General features: G+C 46.5%; 17 protein-coding genes. 7 read left to right on the forward strand and 10 right to left on the reverse strand.

The window, feature by feature from the left end:
- Positions 1 to 15: 15 nt before the first annotated feature.
- Both QUA23_RS18035 and QUA23_RS18040 read right to left on the reverse strand, forming a co-directional pair.
- Positions 16 to 951, reverse strand: a complete 936-nt coding sequence (locus QUA23_RS18035) for an isoaspartyl peptidase/L-asparaginase (RefSeq protein WP_333077456.1) — start codon at positions 949 to 951, stop codon at positions 16 to 18.
- Positions 952 to 1,023: 72 nt separating this feature from the next.
- Positions 1,024 to 1,179 (reverse strand): DUF2256 domain-containing protein, encoded by a 156-nt coding sequence (locus QUA23_RS18040; protein ID WP_006631540.1) that lies wholly within the window; start codon positions 1,177 to 1,179, stop codon positions 1,024 to 1,026.
- Positions 1,180 to 1,467: 288 nt separating this feature from the next.
- On the opposite strand from QUA23_RS18040, the gene QUA23_RS18045 reads away from it, so the two are divergent.
- The 4 genes from QUA23_RS18045 (at position 1,468) to QUA23_RS18060 (ending at position 5,853) form a co-directional block, all read left to right on the forward strand.
- Positions 1,468 to 2,424, forward strand: a complete 957-nt coding sequence (locus QUA23_RS18045; RefSeq protein ID WP_333077526.1) for an RNA methyltransferase — start codon at positions 1,468 to 1,470, stop codon at positions 2,422 to 2,424.
- 262 nt (positions 2,425 to 2,686) lie between these two features.
- Positions 2,687 to 4,309, forward strand: a complete 1,623-nt coding sequence (locus QUA23_RS18050; protein ID WP_333077457.1) for a serine hydrolase — start codon at positions 2,687 to 2,689, stop codon at positions 4,307 to 4,309.
- Between the two features lie 65 nt (positions 4,310 to 4,374).
- A complete protein-coding gene (locus QUA23_RS18055; RefSeq protein WP_333077458.1) occupies positions 4,375 to 4,776 on the forward strand; it encodes a hypothetical protein in 402 nt (133 codons plus the stop codon).
- Between the two features lie 411 nt (positions 4,777 to 5,187).
- Positions 5,188 to 5,853 (forward strand): DUF1295 domain-containing protein, encoded by a 666-nt coding sequence (locus tag QUA23_RS18060; RefSeq protein WP_333110452.1) that lies wholly within the window; start codon positions 5,188 to 5,190, stop codon positions 5,851 to 5,853.
- A gap of 372 nt (positions 5,854 to 6,225) precedes the next feature.
- On the opposite strand, the gene obgE is transcribed toward QUA23_RS18060, so the two are convergent.
- The 4 genes from obgE to QUA23_RS18080 all read right to left on the reverse strand — a co-directional run bounded on the left by obgE (position 6,226) and on the right by QUA23_RS18080 (position 10,860).
- Positions 6,226 to 7,266 carry a GTPase ObgE gene (gene obgE, locus QUA23_RS18065; RefSeq protein WP_333077460.1) on the reverse strand — a complete coding sequence of 347 codons (1,041 nt, stop codon included), beginning with the start codon at positions 7,264 to 7,266 and terminating at the stop codon, positions 6,226 to 6,228.
- A 514-nt stretch (positions 7,267 to 7,780) separates the two neighbouring features.
- Positions 7,781 to 8,677 carry a Mo-dependent nitrogenase C-terminal domain-containing protein gene (locus QUA23_RS18070; RefSeq protein WP_333077461.1) on the reverse strand — a complete coding sequence of 299 codons (897 nt, stop codon included), beginning with the start codon at positions 8,675 to 8,677 and terminating at the stop codon, positions 7,781 to 7,783.
- Between the two features lie 417 nt (positions 8,678 to 9,094).
- A complete protein-coding gene (locus QUA23_RS18075; RefSeq protein ID WP_333077463.1) occupies positions 9,095 to 10,168 on the reverse strand; it encodes a class I SAM-dependent methyltransferase in 1,074 nt (357 codons plus the stop codon).
- Positions 10,169 to 10,548: 380 nt separating this feature from the next.
- Positions 10,549 to 10,860 carry a 30S ribosomal protein PSRP-3 gene (locus QUA23_RS18080; protein WP_333056906.1) on the reverse strand — a complete coding sequence of 104 codons (312 nt, stop codon included), beginning with the start codon at positions 10,858 to 10,860 and terminating at the stop codon, positions 10,549 to 10,551.
- A 177-nt stretch (positions 10,861 to 11,037) separates the two neighbouring features.
- Here QUA23_RS18080 and QUA23_RS18085 point away from each other — a divergent pair, with 177 nt between their 5' ends.
- Entirely contained in the window at positions 11,038 to 11,838 is an 801-nt protein-coding gene (locus tag QUA23_RS18085) for a TIGR01548 family HAD-type hydrolase (protein ID WP_333077464.1), read from the forward strand.
- Between the two features lie 429 nt (positions 11,839 to 12,267).
- A complete protein-coding gene (locus QUA23_RS18090; RefSeq protein ID WP_333077465.1) occupies positions 12,268 to 12,504 on the forward strand; it encodes a hypothetical protein in 237 nt (78 codons plus the stop codon).
- Between the two features lie 277 nt (positions 12,505 to 12,781).
- Here QUA23_RS18090 and QUA23_RS18095 read toward each other — a convergent pair whose 3' ends face one another.
- Positions 12,782 to 13,600, reverse strand: coding sequence for a tetratricopeptide repeat protein (locus tag QUA23_RS18095; RefSeq protein ID WP_333067581.1), 819 nt, complete (start codon positions 13,598 to 13,600; stop codon positions 12,782 to 12,784).
- A gap of 192 nt (positions 13,601 to 13,792) precedes the next feature.
- On the opposite strand from QUA23_RS18095, the gene QUA23_RS18100 reads away from it, so the two are divergent.
- The gene (locus QUA23_RS18100; RefSeq protein ID WP_333077466.1) at positions 13,793 to 14,551 is read left to right on the forward strand and encodes a cobalt-precorrin-6A reductase; all 759 of its coding nucleotides are present in this window, start codon (positions 13,793 to 13,795) and stop codon (positions 14,549 to 14,551) included.
- Positions 14,552 to 14,838: 287 nt separating this feature from the next.
- Here QUA23_RS18100 and QUA23_RS18105 read toward each other — a convergent pair whose 3' ends face one another.
- From QUA23_RS18105 to hpsB, 3 genes are all read right to left on the reverse strand, one after another.
- A complete protein-coding gene (locus QUA23_RS18105) occupies positions 14,839 to 15,462 on the reverse strand; it encodes a GspH/FimT family pseudopilin (protein ID WP_333077468.1) in 624 nt (207 codons plus the stop codon).
- 58 nt (positions 15,463 to 15,520) lie between these two features.
- Positions 15,521 to 16,567 (reverse strand): hormogonium polysaccharide secretion pseudopilin HpsC, encoded by a 1,047-nt coding sequence (hpsC, locus tag QUA23_RS18110; RefSeq protein ID WP_333077469.1) that lies wholly within the window; start codon positions 16,565 to 16,567, stop codon positions 15,521 to 15,523.
- A 63-nt stretch (positions 16,568 to 16,630) separates the two neighbouring features.
- A complete protein-coding gene (gene hpsB / locus QUA23_RS18115) occupies positions 16,631 to 17,260 on the reverse strand; it encodes a hormogonium polysaccharide secretion pseudopilin HpsB (protein WP_333077470.1) in 630 nt (209 codons plus the stop codon).
- Positions 17,261 to 17,296: the final 36 nt, after the last annotated feature.

The following is a 17,296-nucleotide window of genomic DNA, read 5'->3' on the forward strand; positions in this document are numbered from 1 at the left end:
ATTCACAGCTCTTTTTTAAGCAATAAAAATCAGCGTTCCCTTGCGCATTTCCAAAGTATCGCCCATTTCCATACCGTTGTGAAAAGCACCCAAAATCACCTCGCTAGTTTTGCCGAAAGCGATCGCCCCGCTAGCATCAATTCCAATTGCGCCAAAATCCCGTTGACGTTCGTCAGCTTCAGTAAAAGAACGCTCAAAAGCAGCTTTTAAACTCAAACCATCCGTTACCCGAATCACAATTCGCGCGGCCAAACACTCGTCCATAATGTGTTCGCCAATCCCCGTACAGCTTACCGCCGCACTTTGGGCCGCGTAATTACCCGCCGGCATCGCCGAGTCGCTAACCCGCCCGATGCGCTCAAAACCCTTGCCACCAGTTGAAGTCCCAGCAGCCAAGCGTCCATGCACATCCAAAGCTACAACTCCGATGGTCCCAACACCGGCCGGTTCGGCAACCACGTCAGCCATTGCTTTACTAAAATTGCCTTGGCGTTCCTGCATCCACTCGTGCAAACGCAAATCCGTCATCGGATCGTAAATCGGCAATTGAAGTTCTCGCAGCAATTCCGCCGAACCAAAATCAGAGAGAACTCGATCGTCCGAATGCTGCAAAAATTGAGCAAGTTCGATCGGATGTTGAACGCGAGAAACATTAATCGCCCCGCTGAAACGCTGCATCAAACCGTCCATCAGCGAAGCACTCATCCGAATTTGACCGTCCGACTGCACCACAGAACCAGTACCGGCATTGAATCGCGGGTCATCTTCCAACAATTGGCAGCCCCGCACCACTGCATCTACGGCACTTGCACCGTCTTTCAGCAGCGGATAAACTTCCTCCAAAACATCGTAAAGCGATTTCCGCACCGCCTCAATTCCGCCTTTACTATGTAGAGAACTGCCCGCACCGCCGTGAATAACTAACTTTGGTTGCACTTGTTGCGATGCCATAATTTATAACCTAATAACCTAAAATTTTTCCTTTGCAATCTTAGCTTTGATCGAGCAACTTGCCCTAAATTCTTAATCTTGAGCCGCCAAACGGCGGCGACGACAACGTTCGGAGCAGTATTTGACCTCATCCCAGCAGTCCGCCCATTTTTTGCGCCAAGTAAAAGGTCGATCGCACACGGGGCACATTTTTGTCGGTAAATCAGATTTCGATCGCTGCTTGGCCATGCTAATTTGGAAAGTACATTACTAACTCAGATCTTGTACCATTTTCAGGAACAGGCAAGATGCCTGTTCCACAAGAGTTAAATTTGATTGTGGAACAGGTATCTTGCGATTATGAACAGGCAAGATGCCTGTTCCACAAGAGTTAAATTTGATTGTGGAACAGGCATCTTGCGATTATGAACAGGCAAGATGCCTGTTCCACAAGAGTTAAATTTGATTGTGGAACAGGCATCTTGCCTGTTGCTGAGGAAACAACCCAATTTCTGCCTAACACCTCCCCAAATAAAAATGCTCGAAACGGCCGACGCCAACATCCGAATAGTCTTAGTCGAACCTGCTGGCCCATTGAATGTCGGTTCAGTTGCCCGCGTCATGAAAAATATGGGTTTGCACCAATTAGTTTTGGTAAATCCTCAATGCGATCATTTAGGGGAAGAAGCCCGACTGATGGCAGTTCGCGCCGCCGACATATTGGAAACTACCAAAGTAGTCGAGAGTTTGCCCGCTGCTTTGGTTGGGTGTGTCAGAGCGATCGCAACTACAGGGGATGATTGTCGATCGTTGCCAACACAACTAGAAGAGCCCGCAGATGCCTTGCCTTGGCTCCTTGAAGCCCCCAGCGCCCTAATTTTCGGCCGAGAAGACTGCGGCTTGACCAATGCCGAATTAAACCGCGCTCAGCGCCTGATCCGCATTCCCAGCAGCGATGCTTACACTTCCCTAAATCTCGCCCAAGCCGTCGCTATCTGCTGTTACGAACTATACCGGGAAGAAGGAAGAAGGAAGAAGGAAGAGGGAAGAAGGAAGAGGGAAGAAGGAAGAGGGAAGGAAGAAGAAGATGGCTCGTTCCCCGGCTCAGCCGGGGAACGCATATCCAGAGGCTCTGCCTCTTCAATACCCGATGCCACAGATAATTTATCAACTTGTTACCAAGAACAACTTGCCACCCGCCAGACAGAAAATCCCTCAATTCCCCTCGCCAGTGCTCCCTTGGAAAATTTAGAGGGATATTACCAGCAACTAGAAACTTTGCTGTTAAAAATAGGATATTTGCAGCAGCACACAGCAGCAAGCCGGATGGAAAAATTTCGGCGTTTGTACAACAGAGCCTATCCGACAATTGATGAAGTCGCCATGCTGCGGGGCGTCCTCCGCCAAACAGAATGGGCAATCAAAACTTACCCACGAGAGGCAAATTCTGATACTCTGGATGGGGCGTTGCCGGAAAATCCAACGGATAGCTAGGAGAAGTGCTGATAATTGGGGATGTGAGATTGAGGATTTTTTTCAAAGAGAACTTTCCCGCACCCACTTGTCACCTTCCTAACCGGGTTTCTTGACTAAAAACCTAAGCTTTGCGATAATTTGCGAGCAATAAACCCGGTTGCTGATACCATGCAGCGTCTGGGGTAAATCTAAAATCTAAAATCTAAAATCTAAAATTGATTGGCTGGCAAGCTGAAAAATCTTAAACTTGAACTTTACATTAGTGATGAAGGAGTAAGACGTGGCAGAGCGGTTTCCCAAAGGATCGATATTATCGGTGATATCCTCGATATCCTCTCCCAACTCCGGCTCAAAGCAGCCTAAGTCCGGCAAAGCAAGTCAGTCTGGCAACTCGGGCCGCCGCCGCCCTCCGCAACCGCAAAACGGCAATTCAGAAATTCGATCGCCCGAATCTGCGACTTTGCCACTGCAACAGGGTCGCGGCAGCAGAATTGGAGCCAATTCTCCCACATCTTCGGAAGAATTTACTACACAAGACTTTTTATCCGATCCCCGATCGGCAATTAACCCCAGAAAACCCAGAACCAGCAAAACTCCGCAGTCGAAGACTCGCCAACCGCGCAAAAAAGGCCTCGCTGCTGTCGATATGTTCGAGTTTCCGGACCCGACTCTGGAGCGGGAAAATGTAAGTTCGATCGCCAGCAATCCCAACAGCCAGCTCCCAACAGCCACTCCCCCTACAACCCGTGGAAGTCGTCCCAGTTCACCCCCAGTTCGCATTCAAGACACCGTAATCCCCGCAGATGCCAAAAAACCCCCCGTGCCTAAACTGCGCCCACAAGCGAGTGAGAGAACGGGTAAACGCTCTGCACCTCGGAGCGTACCGCCGTTGGTGTATGCTACTCGCTTGCTGATTTTGGGAGTTGGCATAGCGGTGATTTGCGGTACGCTGCTGTCGGTGGTAAATGCTGTGAGTCGAGCATCCACTGTAGCGGCAGAAGAACAAACCAGCGCAGGGCAGAACAACCCAGCCGATAGCGCATCTGCTGCACCCGCGACCCCAGAAGTGCTGCAACTGAATCAAGAATTAGGAGCTTTGAAAACCCAAGTTCAGGTTTTAGCTACAGAAAATCCTAGTTTGACAGCCGGAATATTTCTAGTCGATTTAGATACTGGAAGCTACCTAAATTTTAATGGGGATACTGCTTTTGCTTCAGCTAGCACGATTAAAGTGCCAATTTTAGTAGCTTTTTTCCAAGCAGTAGATGAGGGAAAAGTGCAGTTAGATCAGATGCTGACGCTGAAGTCCGAACACATTGTCGGCGGTTCGGGAGAGATGCAAGACGACTCTCCGGGTAAGAAGTATTCGGCTTTGGAAGTTGCCCAAAAAATGATTGTTGTCAGCGACAATACGGCGACAAATATGATGATTGAGTTATTGGGAGGTGCTGAGGTTTTGAATCAGCAGTTTGCAAGTTGGGGTTTGAGTACCACGGTTCTGCGTAATAATTTGCCAGATTTGGAGGGAACTAATACTACCAGTCCGAAGGATTTGATTAATATCATAGCCCAGGTCGATCGGGGTAATTTGGTATCGGTGAAATCGCGCGATCGCATTTTGCAAATCATGCGCCAAACTAAAAATGATTCTTTGCTGCCGAAAGGTTTAGGCGAAGATTCAGTTATTGCTCACAAAACCGGCAACATTGATACAATGCTAGCGGATGCGGGGATGGTGGATTTGCCGAACGGTAAGCGTTATTTGGTGGCGGTGATGGTGAAGCATTCGCCGGAAACCGAGAAGCCTGCTCAAACATTGATTCGGGAGATTTCTCGGATGAGTTACCGCTATTTGAACGGTGGGGAAACGCCAGCAGATTCACAAGTGAAAATTAAAAATTGAAAATTCAACCGGGTTTTTTCGGACAAGTCTCGTAGACTTTATCAAACTATAAATCAGTTTGTATTATGAAACTAAGCATCCGCCTTGCTTGTCTGGTAGCGCTCTCAACTTTATCCGTTGGAGTCTCCCCCTCCTTGAGTAATGCTAATCCTGCTCCTGAATATGAGACCGACGGCGTGAGAGCGATCAACAATAATATCGAACTCAATCGGGCAAAAAACTTAGCTCGTCAAGCAGCAGAAAGGGCTAATGGGGGTTTAGGCAACTATCGAGCTGAAGCTTCTATGCACGGTACTTCTAAGGAATCGCCGTTCGTTGACAATGGCGATGGAACTTGGACTTTTACTTTTAAGGGTTCCAAGCCGGGTTCGTCTGTCTTTACTGTAGAAACGGTTGTTACGGTTTCCCAAGATGGGAGGGTGAGAGTCGATTACAACGGGCAAATTCGCGACTCAAACGGAATTTAACAAGACTTAAGACTTACTCATCGGTCCTCAGAAACCTGGTTTTTCACGAAATACTTTGTTACAGCCCCAGAAACTGTAAAAAACCCAGTTTCTTGCTGTTGATGCGTCCAGGACTGAACTTGTGGAGTAGCGATCGCCCGATTAGAGAAATCATTGATTAAGCTTTCGTCGCGGGTGATCCGCGCAACATTCTTTCGGTAATGAGAGCGCGATCGATTTTCTTTGTTAAGCCGAGAGCCGGAGCTGTCAAATAAACGAACGAGCGCCCTCCGGTCACGCTTTCAAGTTGCTTGTTACCGCGTCAGGCAAAATAGAAGCAGGTTGATAAGTTTGCTCGTGATAAGTAGTTAGATATAAAAAAGTGTAATATAAATAGAGATAGACTTTACTAGATAGAGATTAGCAAAAGCTATGAAAGTCAAGCACTTTATCAATCTGCACAAAGGACTCAGCTTTCCATTTATTTTGACACTGATGCTCATTTACCAAAATTTTAATTTTGGTGCTTGGGTTTATCTCGCTCTGCACGGTACTTATGGTTTGTTGTGGCTGCTCAAAAGCCTGATATATCCAGATAAGCAGTGGGAACAAGAAATCTCTGTCGGAACGGGAATATTCGGCTTTGTGTTAGTTAGCCTCTATTGGGTAGCACCTTTTATTTTGATTAGCAGTGGCTCACAACCACCTCTGCCGTTAGTGGCAGCAGCAATTTCCCTAAATATCATCGGTGTCTTTCTACACTATAGTAGTGATGCGCAGAAGTATTACACCCTTAAGTACCGTTCGGGACTAATAACTGAAGGATTTTTTGCCAGAGCGCGCAATACGAATTACTTAGGAGAAATCCTCATCTACGGATCGTTTGCGATGCTAGTTCAGCACTGGCTACCTTTTTTAATTCTGGCAGCTTTTATTGCTGGTATGTTTATTCCTAACATGATAAAAAAAGATCGTTCACTCGAACGATATCCTGAATTTGCCGACTACAAAACTAGGTCTGGACTTTTACTACCTCGACTATTTGTATCGACAGCTCTCGAACAAAAAAAAGACAGTTTAGAGGAGAAAGTTGGTTAAAAATAGTAATTTAGGGCGTTGCGGAATTACAATATGAGTTCATAAGGGATAATAAGGCGATTTTTTAGGAGATGCCCTGAATGCAGCTCAACTCATATCCGCAAAATAAGATAAAGCTCCTAATAAGATAAAGCTTCTAATAATAAATTTCCCGCCTTGGCAGCACAGCCTTAGCGATTGCCCCATACCCCTTTGGGAACTTTCACCGTCACGCTTGTAGGCGATTTAAAGCAGTCAGTAGATATTTTTAAACTATCGTTTTTCAAGACACAGAGGCTCAAACCCTTGCCGCACCAGTCATACAGCCGAAAGATTTGACCCCCTCAAGAAAACACTTACCCTTTCACGGAAATTTCAGGAACCAGAAAGCGATTACACACTCGCGACGGCTTCGAGTTCCGCTGCCTCTTTCTCGTTCATCTCGTCGAGTTTTTGCCAAACTTGCTGCATCAATTCATCCAATCCAAGTCTACTAACGGCGGAAATCAACAACACAGGAGCGCCACTCATTTCTTTAAGTCGGCTGATTAAATTACCTATTTCTTCGCTTTCGAGATCGATCGCATCTACCTTATTAAAAGCCAAAATCTGCGGTTTATTGGCTAAACCACGCCTGTAAGCCTTCAATTCTTCCTGAATTGTGACGTAATTGGCGATCGGATCTTCATCAGTAATATCGATCAAATGCAGCAACAACCGAGTCCGCTCAATGTGCCGCAAAAACTCGTAACCCAAACCAGCACCTTCGTGCGCTCCTTCAATCAATCCCGGAATGTCTGCAAACACCGTACCGTCGCCGCTGGGTTTTCTGACTACGCCCAAATTCGGGACTAAAGTTGTAAACGGATAATCTGCTATTTTGGGGCGGGCGGCAGATAAAGCTGAAATTAATGTGGATTTGCCAGCATTTGGCATTCCAAGAATTCCCACTTCCGCTAATAGCTTCAATTCCAAACGCAAAAATTTGTGTTCACCTTCTTTACCCGGCATCGCATAATCGGGAGCGCGGTTAGAATTGGTCAGAAAACATTTATTCCCCAAACCGCCTTTGCCGCCTTTGGCTACGCAAAAAGTCTGTCCGGGCATCACCAAATCTGCCAAGATTGCCTGAGTTTCCGCGTCGTAAACTACTGTACCGCAGGGAACTTCGATCGTGCGATCGTCCCCACCGGCACCGGTCATATTTTTCGGCGCGCCCCGCTTGCCGTCATCGGCTTTAAAAATCCGGTTGTACTGAAAATCTAGCAGCGTTTGCAGGCTTTCCACCGCTACCATATACACGGAACCGCCTTTGCCGCCCGTGCCACCAGAGGGGCCACCCGCTGGTACATACTTTTCTCTGCGAAAAGCTACCATACCGTCGCCGCCTTTGCCGGCTGCGACTTGAATATCTGCTCGATCGATAAATTGCATAATTTAGTCAGTAGTCAATAGTCAGTGTCAATAGTCATTACTTATTATGATACCAGATGCAAGTACCATATTCCCCTTTTCCTTTAGTCCGCGTCGGCGGATGGCAGCCAAATTTAGTCGCGATTTACAGTTGCCGGAAAAATATAATTATACCAATTCTGAAAAGTAGTGCAGAGCCAGAGATTGTAGGCGAGCATCTGTAGGTAAATGGCACTGCCCTGTCCGGCTCCGAAATCTTTTAATAATCTGTATAAGAATTTGAGGATTGTACCAAAAATTTTGTTGAATTAGTATTATCAAAGCAGATTTGATATTAACAAGACTCGCGCACGCAAAATGAATTAACCGGGTTTTTCTACTGGAGCGGATGAGCGTAACGATGTTTTGTCCTAGAAAACCCGTTTTTTGCATTCTGGATTAATTAGTAGTCATTGGTTAATAGTTACAGTCATTAATCTAAGATTTCACAAGAATGACCAATGACTAATGACTACTAACTAATGACTACTAACTACTAACAATATGACGATACATCTTCCTTACATTCATCTGCCAAATAGCAGAGAGCTCGAAAGCGCATCCCGACTAACTGTTCGTAAAGCGGGTTAATCTGGCACATCGCCGGAATATGGACGATTTTGTGACCAAATAACACGACATCTCGCTCAAACGGACACTGGGGCGGAATAATTTTACAGACAAAGTGTGCCAATTTTGGGTCGTGAATTTCCCAGCCGTCAAGCCAGTCTTTGACGGGTTGCAGGACATCTTTGTGGTGAGGTTTAGGTAGTCGAGATGAAAGGGGTGTTCCGGCGGCGGGGGGGACATTCGCATCAAAGACGATTTGGCTGCTGGGCCCCTGCGGCTCATCGCACTTGCAGTCTTCGATGGTGTGTCGCAGAGCTTCGAGCGCCTCTACATTGTGCCCCAAAGCTGTGCAAAACTTATAGATTACCTCGTCTTCGCTGAGCGAGTAGGTACCGTCTGCCAAAGCTACCATGACTGCTGTCCTCAAAAAATCCTCGCCTTTGGCGGTTTCTTTCCCTAATACAGCGGCTAATTCCTCTGCGGTAATGGGTTCAAAACCCGCATCAAAAGATACCGGGTGTAGTTCATCCTGAGTTAGATTTGCAATCATTTTTTGCTCGTCTTCGTCAAAGTTGCCGTCTGCCCAAGCAATTGTCAGCAATCCCCGCAGCCAAGCAGTAATCTCTTCATTGGTGCAGGAAGATTTAGCGTTACTCATTAGCATTTCCACTTGGATGTACCAGTCAATTTGTTCGTTTACAGCCAGTTCAATATTCCCCTCCCAATAATTTTTATTGGTTTTTTGGTCGATGGATGATCTATTTGTGGAAGGTTTGTGCCCGAAGATTGCTCCAAACGCTTGTAGTGGATGTGTTAAAAGCATATTTGTTTCTCAGCAGCATCGCTGACTAGCGAGCTAATCTATGGGGTAATCCTATTCCCTAAAAATTCATCTATCGGGAGGAATAGGTTTGTTGAATTCATCTTAACTCTAGTTGCACCCATCGAGATGGCGATCGAATTTTATGCAAGCCCGATTGCCATTAGCAACCCGATTTTTCGCAAGAAACAAAAGGTTGGCAACCGTTGGATCTAATCAGGCACTGGGTTTGTCACCCAGGGGCGATCGAACTTCGCTCTCTTTACATTTTAATATATATTTTTGTAAATTTTTCTGCGCAGGATGCACAATATTAACAGCGAGCCTGATTTAAGCTGTTGAAATAAAAATATTTGAGGAAAATGTTACTGCCGGTTAACAGTTTTGATTGCTGTGTCCGCCTAGAAATGACAAAATTTTTTAACTTCGGCGGCACAAAATCCAGCGCAATTCCATTGGCGGGCGGGCGTTTGCCATCGGGAAGACATCTCGACCGGTGGCCCAACTGGGGAACCAGGGCGTTGGTGGCCAGGCTTCTTCCGGCAGGTGGTGGCGTTCGTATTCAAACACCAATTCGTTCGATATTGGGACTAAGGGCAACCCTTCCATGGCGGTGGCGAGTTCTTGGGGCGTAAATAAAGTAGACCAGGAGAGTTGGGCAACTTGTCGCACCAGGGCATCTGGCTGGTAGTCGCCGACGGTTAAAAAGGTGCTGAACAGCAACAGACCTCCTGGACACAGGGAATCGCACATTTTAGCTAGGAAAAGCCGTACTTGATCGCTGTCTCGAAAATGTGAAATGACTTCGGCGGCAACTGCCAACTGGTAGCGGGCTGGTTTCATCCGCATTAAGGGGTCGAGCACATCGCCTTCTGTAACTGTCACGGGAAGATTTTCGGCTGTTACTGCAGCTTTCAATTGTTCTGCAAAAGCTGGAGTTAGTTCGATCGCATCTACAGAATAGCCCAATCTCGCTAGCGGCAAGGTATTGCGGCCGGTACCAGCGCCCACGTCCAAAATCCGCACTCGATCGGGTGTACCCAATTTAGCAGCCGTTGTCATCAATTTTGCATCGGGATGAGAGCCGAAAAGCGGAGGTTCTCTGGTGTCTACCCAGCTTTTGTACTGTTCTCCAACTGTTGAGGTAGTCACAATGACTTTGCAAGCTAAACCGGTTTGCGGTGGCTGCACTGATTCGTATTGCAGAATCAGCATCGATGCTGTGGAGGTGCGGTAGCCTTGTTCTAACTTGGTGGCTAAAAGCTTGCTGAGTTCGTCTCTGCGGTCTTCTGGCAGGGGTCTGTCAAGAGTGCTAAATAGCTTTTCTATCGACTTGAGATAGTGGCTTAGCATTCCCGGTATGCAGGGGAAAACTAATTCTCCGCGAGCGTTTATGCGAGTATTAATTTTGTAGAGGATAGCTTGCTGGAGAATGTCGGGATTTACTACCAGCGGTAGCTGTTCGGTCTGGTCGATCGTACTTTCGGCGCCCATAGATTCCGCGAAGAAGTCATTAGTTATTAGTCATTAGTCAGAGGGAAGGCTGTTGAGAGCTGACTGTACAATTCAAGAGTATAAAAAAGCCGATTTTAGATTTATTTGGTTTGGTTGCTTAGTCTTTTTAGATTGTATTAAATCTGATTTGAGAGCTTTATTTTGGATAAGTTTCAAATCTAAAATCTCACATCGACCCAGCCCAAAACCCGCGTAGGTTCCAAAATCGGAGTTAATATCAAAATAAGCTGTAGCGCATTTAAATTGTATGTTTCACGGCGAGGTGGAAAAAGCGTCAAATCCTCTCGCCTTCTCCCCTCTCTCCTTTCCCTTGTCAGCCATAACAGGCAATTTATAGGGGTAGCAAATTAAAGCTGGGCTTAGTTGCTGCCGGTAAAAGTCACTAGGGGGAACTTTGACTGAGCTTCAGTCATCGGGCGCCGTCTGCCTTCCTCTTGCCAGTAGTTGATGACTTCTGTGGCTTGGTTGAGGATTTCGACACGATCGTTATCAGCAATCCAGTGTTTGGCTTCGAGTTCGTTTTTGAGGTCTTCCCAGGCATCTTTGCGAGGCCAGAAAAAGTAGGATGTCAGCGGGCTAGTTCCTTTGCCGACAACTTGGTCAACGGCGAGGGCAACATTCTCTTCTAGCCAGAGAACTTTTAAGATGAACTTGGACAAGCAAACCTCCAGGGTTCCGATCGAACTTGTTAAAAATTTCTACAATCGCTAAGCGTAGCACACTCTGTTCGATAATTGGTCATCGGCCATGAAAAGTTTTGTGGCACGGCTGGTTTTAGCGCCACTCAGGGGCTGGGAACAGATAAAATTTGGGTTCTCACCCGCCCTAGGTACAAGGATAGTTAAGCTGTGAACAGAGTTATTTTAGTCTTCGACATTGACGGTGTGGTGCGGGATGTGTCCGGTTCCTACCGGCGGGCAATTGCGGATGCGGTGGAACATTTCACGGCGGGTGCTTTTCGCCCGAATTCTATCGATATCGACTCTCTGAAGTCGGAGGGAGTGTGGAATAATGACTGGCAGGCGTCTTTCGAGTTAGTTTGCCGTTATTTTGAGGGGATGGGGCGATCGAGAAACGAACTCGCTCTCAACTATGACGAATTAGTGGCTTTTTTCCAAAGTCGCTATCGCGGGCCCGATGAGAAAAATTGGACTGGTTACATTTGCGACGAACCGCTGCTGTTAAGTCCGGCTTACCTGGAAAATTTAACGGTTGGGGGGATTGTTTGGGGCTTTTTTAGCGGGGCGATGCGGGATGAAGCTGCTTATGTTTTGTCAGGGAAACTGAGTTTAAATTCGCCGGTGTTGGTGGCGATGGAAGATGCACCGGGAAAACCCGATCCGGCTGGACTTTTCGCGGCAATTGAACAGTTGGAAACTCTGCACGGTTTAGAAAAAAATTTGCCCGTGATTTACGCGGGAGATACTGTGGCGGATATTTACACGGTTGTGAAGGCGCGGGAAGTGGAACCAAATCGGGTTTGGCTGGGAATCGGAATTTTGCCGCCTCATGTTTTGGAGGATGCTGTGCGCTGCGAGGCTTATGCTGCGGTGCTGAAAAATGCGGGTGCAGCAGCGGTTTTCAGGAATGTCGAGGAGTTGACTGCTGCGCGGATTGGAGAATTAGTGCTGTTGACTGTTGACTGTTGACTGTTGACTGTTGACTGTTGAAGGAGGGGTCATACCAATTTTTTATGAGGTTGCATAGAATCCGATCCCCCCTAGCCCCCCTTAATAAGGGGGGGACAAGATTCTTCTCAAAGTCCCCCTTATTAAGGGGGATTTAGGGGGATCGAGATATGTGCAACTTCACATTAAATTGGTATCAAAAAAATGAAAATTGCGCGAATTATTTGTTGGCAGCTTGATTCGACTTTGCGCCCGACGATGAAGCGCGGATTTGACACCGTATTATTTACCAACAAATGTAATTTTGTTAAATAATTTTGCACTTTACCCTATTGACAAGTAAATGTAGTTTTGTTACATTTATTTGTCAATTTTTGCATCTTTGAGTTGACAATATCTGCTGCTGCGGCTTAGTACAGAGTAGAGGTCAATCTCTAGGAGAATGGAACTATGTTAGTTTCGCGATCGAGTGATAAACAACCTACGACGGAAGAAACTCGGCAACTAGAAAAGCTCCAAGTCCAAATCGAGCGAGCTGTTGCTGACGGTAAGATATCTAAGCAAGAAATGGAAGATATCAAGAGAACGATTTGGGCTGACGGAAAAGTTTCTGTTGAAGAACTGGAACTGTACAGAATATTTGTGACGGATAGGATTGTTGCTGGAGAAGTTGAATACGAGTTTTGAGAATAAAGAAGTTTGGCAGCGAGCGGTGTAGTGGTGAATATTGAGGAAAGAAGAAAGAAGGAAGAAGCGTTATAGCCTTTCTCAGAAAGATGAGGTACTATAGGGCATAGGGCATAGGGCATACCTCACTTTTTTGAGAACCGCTGTATAATTGTTCTTCAATAGTTTATTTACTGCTAGCTTCGGGTGATATTTGGCAATTTTTTGGAGCATCCCTTTTAGGAAAAATACCCCACAATTATCGGGATGCTCGCAATTTTTCATTGGCTTTGTGAGATTATTTTAAGTGCAAGAATTTGTCTAGGGCGCTGACTGCAAGTGGTGGCCAGCGGCGTGTGTTGGCAACCCAATCGAGGTCTTTGTAGCGGGAGTCGAGGCCGATGGCGGCTACCCAATTGCTCTCAGCTTCGCCGCGCTTTCCGGCTTCCCAAAGACAGGCGCTGAGGGCGGCTCTCATGTCGGCAAATTGGGGGTATCTGCGGACGATGTTTTTCATGTTGCGAATTGCTTCTTTGGTTTGCCCGTTTTGATAAAGTGCGAGGGCGTGGTTGGCGCGGGCAAATGCGTATTCGGGGGCTAATTCAAAGGCTTTGCTGTAGTCGGCAATTGCTTGTTCCCATTTTCCTAAACCTGCTTCGGCGTTGCCTCGGTTGTTGTAGGCGGCTGGATCTTGGGAGTCTAATTCTAGTACATGATTGTAGTCGGCGATCGCCTCTTCCCAGCGTCCTAAACCTTCTAAGGCGGTGCCGCGGTTGAGGTAGGGATCGGGGGCGTCGGGTGCTAGTTCGATCGCTCTTTCGTAGTCTGAAATAGCGGCTTGTAGTTTGTTTTGGCTGACTCTAGAATTGCCTCGGTTGCTCCAAGCGGCGGCTTGTGAGGGAAATTTGTCAATGATTTGAGTCCAAAAAGTTTCTGCGGCGGGAAATTTGCCTTCATTTGTAGCTTCAAAAGCTTTTTGAACGAGTTCTCCCAATTCCTGTTGAGGATCGGCGATATCTGTTGGTTGTACTTGTGCGGCAACGGGGGCGATATTTCCCAACCACACTAACCCGGTTACAATTAATACTGTAAAAAATGTGAAAAGTGAGCGAATCATCGTTGTTGGCAGTTTAAGCTTTACTAAACATATTATTAACCCAAATTGCGGGCGTTGCTTGGAGAGTACGAGTTTCAAAAAAGGATGTGACCGCAGGCAACCTTCAAACCCTTATTTCATCAGTCATTTACAAATCTCAAATCTAAAATATCAAATATCAAATCTCAAATGGCATAAGTTAGGGGTAATTTGGTGAAAAAACGGTTGCTAATTTTGGGCGGGACGGGGGATGCTGCTGAACTGGCGGTAAGAGCGTCTCAAATTGCTGAAATTGAGGTGGTATCTTCGCTGGCAGGACGCACTCAACAGCCTTTTACCCCAAAAACGGGTACGGTGCGAATTGGGGGGTTTGGTGGGGCGGCTGGGCTGGCGGAGTTTTTGCTCGATCGCCCGATCGACTTGTTGATTGATGCTACTCATCCGTTTGCGGCTCAGATTTCTGCTAATGCTGCTGTTGCTGCTGCTGAGTGTAATGTGCCGTATTTGATGCTGGTGCGTCCTGCCTGGGAGAGGGTGGAGGGCGATCGCTGGATTGAAGTTGCGGGCCACTCCGAGGCTGCAAGGGCTTTATTAGGGCAGTCTCAGCGGGTGTTTCTGACTATTGGCAGGCAGGAATTGGCTGCTTTTGCTGGTTTGGATGCTATTTGGTTTTTGATGCGGGCGATCGATCCTCCGGCACTCAATTCTCCTATTCCTAATGGGAAATTGTTCTTAGCAAGGGGGCCTTTTTCTTTGGAAGATGAGCGTCAATTATTATTAGAATATCAGATTGATACCATTGTTAGTAAAAACAGCGGGGGCGCTGCTACTTATGCGAAAATTGTGGCGGCTAGGGAACTGGGAATTCCGGTGGTGATGGTGCAGCGGCCGCCGATTGCGGATGTTGAAAAAGTGGCTGATGTTGCAGGGGCGATCGCTTGGTTAGTTAAGCAGTTATCAGGACTTTGGTAATTTCGTGTTGCATTAGCGGAACCATGATTTCTAATGTTCTTTTGCTGTATGAAAGTCGGGATGGGCAACTTTCTCCTAATTCTGTTAGTAGGATTTCACACATTAGCCAGGTTATGTCTTTGAGTTAATAGTTGGTTTCCTGGCTGGAGGATTATTTGTTTTTGTTTTAGCTGCATATTTTGACGGTTTTAATTTTATTTGAAATATACAATAATTTAAATTAATATATTTTAGCAATTCAGAACTTATTCGGAATTGATGCTATGGATTAAAAAATATCTAGGGGGCTACTTGCAACCCTTTCCTGTTGAGGTATCGAATGTCCCTTCATCTGTTCTCATTCCTCCTAGAAGAGTGTCCACAATTACACACTGTTTTGTACCGCCGCGAGATGGAGCAACGGTGACATAAAATGGAGTTATACCTGTGGTGAGATTGCCTTGGTAATCAAAAATGATCGAGTTTGGAGGCGTGGTAGGAGCAGGTGTATTAACGGTAAGCGCCATAGTGCCGGGTTTAATTTCGCCTCCACCATCTAACGTCTGCGTACTACCACCCGTAGCTAGTGGGGGGGTAAACGTAACTGTTGGCGGGTCAACAGGCGGAGTAGCACTAGGATCGTAATTGAATGTAACTGTGACACTACTCTTAGTTCGCTTTGCTTCGCTTTGTGCAAGTCGTAATGATTGGAAAACGCGATCGTTCACAGTGCGAACTCTTTGTCTATTGATGAATGCCAGCCAGCTTGGAGCGGCGATCGAACTTAATATACCTATGATTAACGCTATCGCCAGCACTTCAAGAAGGGTGAATCCTCCATCGCCCTTTCCGGATGCAGTTTTGTTGAAATTAGGGATGGGCTTGGCAGCCGAGTTATGCAAAAGTTTTAATAATATTGGTGGGGTTTTCATGGTATTATCCTATTGTTTATCAGCGGTCTGCGATTGGGAAATGTGTTTGATACCTAAGTTATTTTCCTAAAGAACCTAGACCTTGTACTTGCACGGTTGCTGTTGGGAAATATGCCGATTTTTTGGCATCATAAGTAGCATCAGTTTGAAGGCGGCGGAGGCTATTTCCTCGGATAGTAACTCTGGCTACATTTCTTTCTGTATCAACACAAGCGTAAAAGCTGTTGATATTGTTTGTTCTATCTGTTACTTTTAGAGTGTCTTCTGGAATTGGGGATGTTGTAGCTCCAGTTTGGGTAGTGGGGTTCCCCAAGGCGGTCCTACATTCATTCCCTGTGAATGCCGGGTTTGTGCCGTAGTCGAGGTAATTAACTAATACTTCACCAGACCCCAAATTAGTGTTTGCTTCCGTCACATTCTCCAGGGGCTTACTGAGGTCAAAAAGTCGATTGTAAGCTGGACTGCGTTCTTGTCCTGGCTTTACAGAAGCATAATAAGGAGCGGTAGCTGGACTTGCTGCTTTAGGGTCTTTCAGTCCGTCTCGAATTTGATACCGAACTATACGGGTAGGACAATTGGCTCCTGATGGTTGACACCAAATAGATGCAGAATTGTTATCATTAATTTGGTAGTAGGCGACTAACGATAAAACATAGGCGTCATTACATGGTGTATTTGTAGTATTGCAATTAGTTGGGTTAGGAGTGTCCGCGGCTGTTGGAATAACGGGAAGAGCAGTTGGCTGAAGCTGTCGCTTCCAAAATACGAGAATTGGAGTTCCTGCGGGCTCGCTATTAGGTCGAAGCAGGCTACCACTAATAGCATTAATTCCAGCGTTATCGTAAATATAAATAGCTTGGCTCAAATCTTGGGCAATGAAATCAACGGCGGCCTGAAGGTCTTGCTCGGTATTTGACTTGACTTGTTCCCTCCTGTCCGTATTCAGCATATCGACTACAAAACCGAGCATCGGCGTAATGATTAAAAACGCCATAATTGCTCCTACTAATAGCTCAACCAGAGTCATACCCTTGTCTGTTTGAGCTGTATCGGATCTGTTTTTATGGTGCTGACTTTTGAGAAGCAACCTGAGTAAATTTTTCATTTTGACTGTTTCCTTTGTCAAAGGGGGGAGCGATTTTAAAGTTAATAACGGGGACTTTGATTATTACTTACAGCCATTGGTGCGATCGCACAACGATTGATAGGCGGAGGTACCTCCTCGTGTAGTAGGGGGAATTTGTGTGTTCATTACCACCAACGGTGCTTTAGGGTTGCCAAGAGCGGAATTAGCCACGGATTGCTGTTGGGTTGTCATCGTACCTCCGGTAAACCCATCCGCCCGGTAAACCCGCACAGTAAGTTCGTAGCCTGTTGTTGTCGGATCGGCCGGATTAGCTCGATTTCGCCAAGTACCTTGAACAAAAAACTCTTTGCTGCCAGCACAACCTGCCGTTTCATCCAAGTTAACGCAGTACAAATTACTCTGAGGGTTTGTAGAAGCAGGAGGAGGAGCAACAGCAGGAGCAACAGACGTATCTTGGATAGGAAAACCAGGGTTTGTCGGATTGTTCGGCTTGAGCGCCCCCGTCCTGAGAGCGTCAATGTAAGTTCTAGCCGCCTGAGTGGCCAGTTCCATCCGCCGCGCTTGTACGCGAGTCGCTACTGAGAAGGCCATCACGGGGGCGATCGCAATCATCAGCACCGAAACTACAATCATCGCTACCAATGACTCGATAATCGTGTAGCCACCATCTCGTGACTGGGATAAATTTTGGTGTTGTTTTTGCTTAGTCATAAATAGGACTCCAGTAATTGCGCGGCGGAAAGTTAG

The sequence above is a fragment of the Microcoleus sp. Pol1C5 genome, assembly GCF_036701115.1.
Classification (GTDB): Bacteria; Cyanobacteriota; Cyanobacteriia; order Cyanobacteriales; family Microcoleaceae; genus Microcoleus.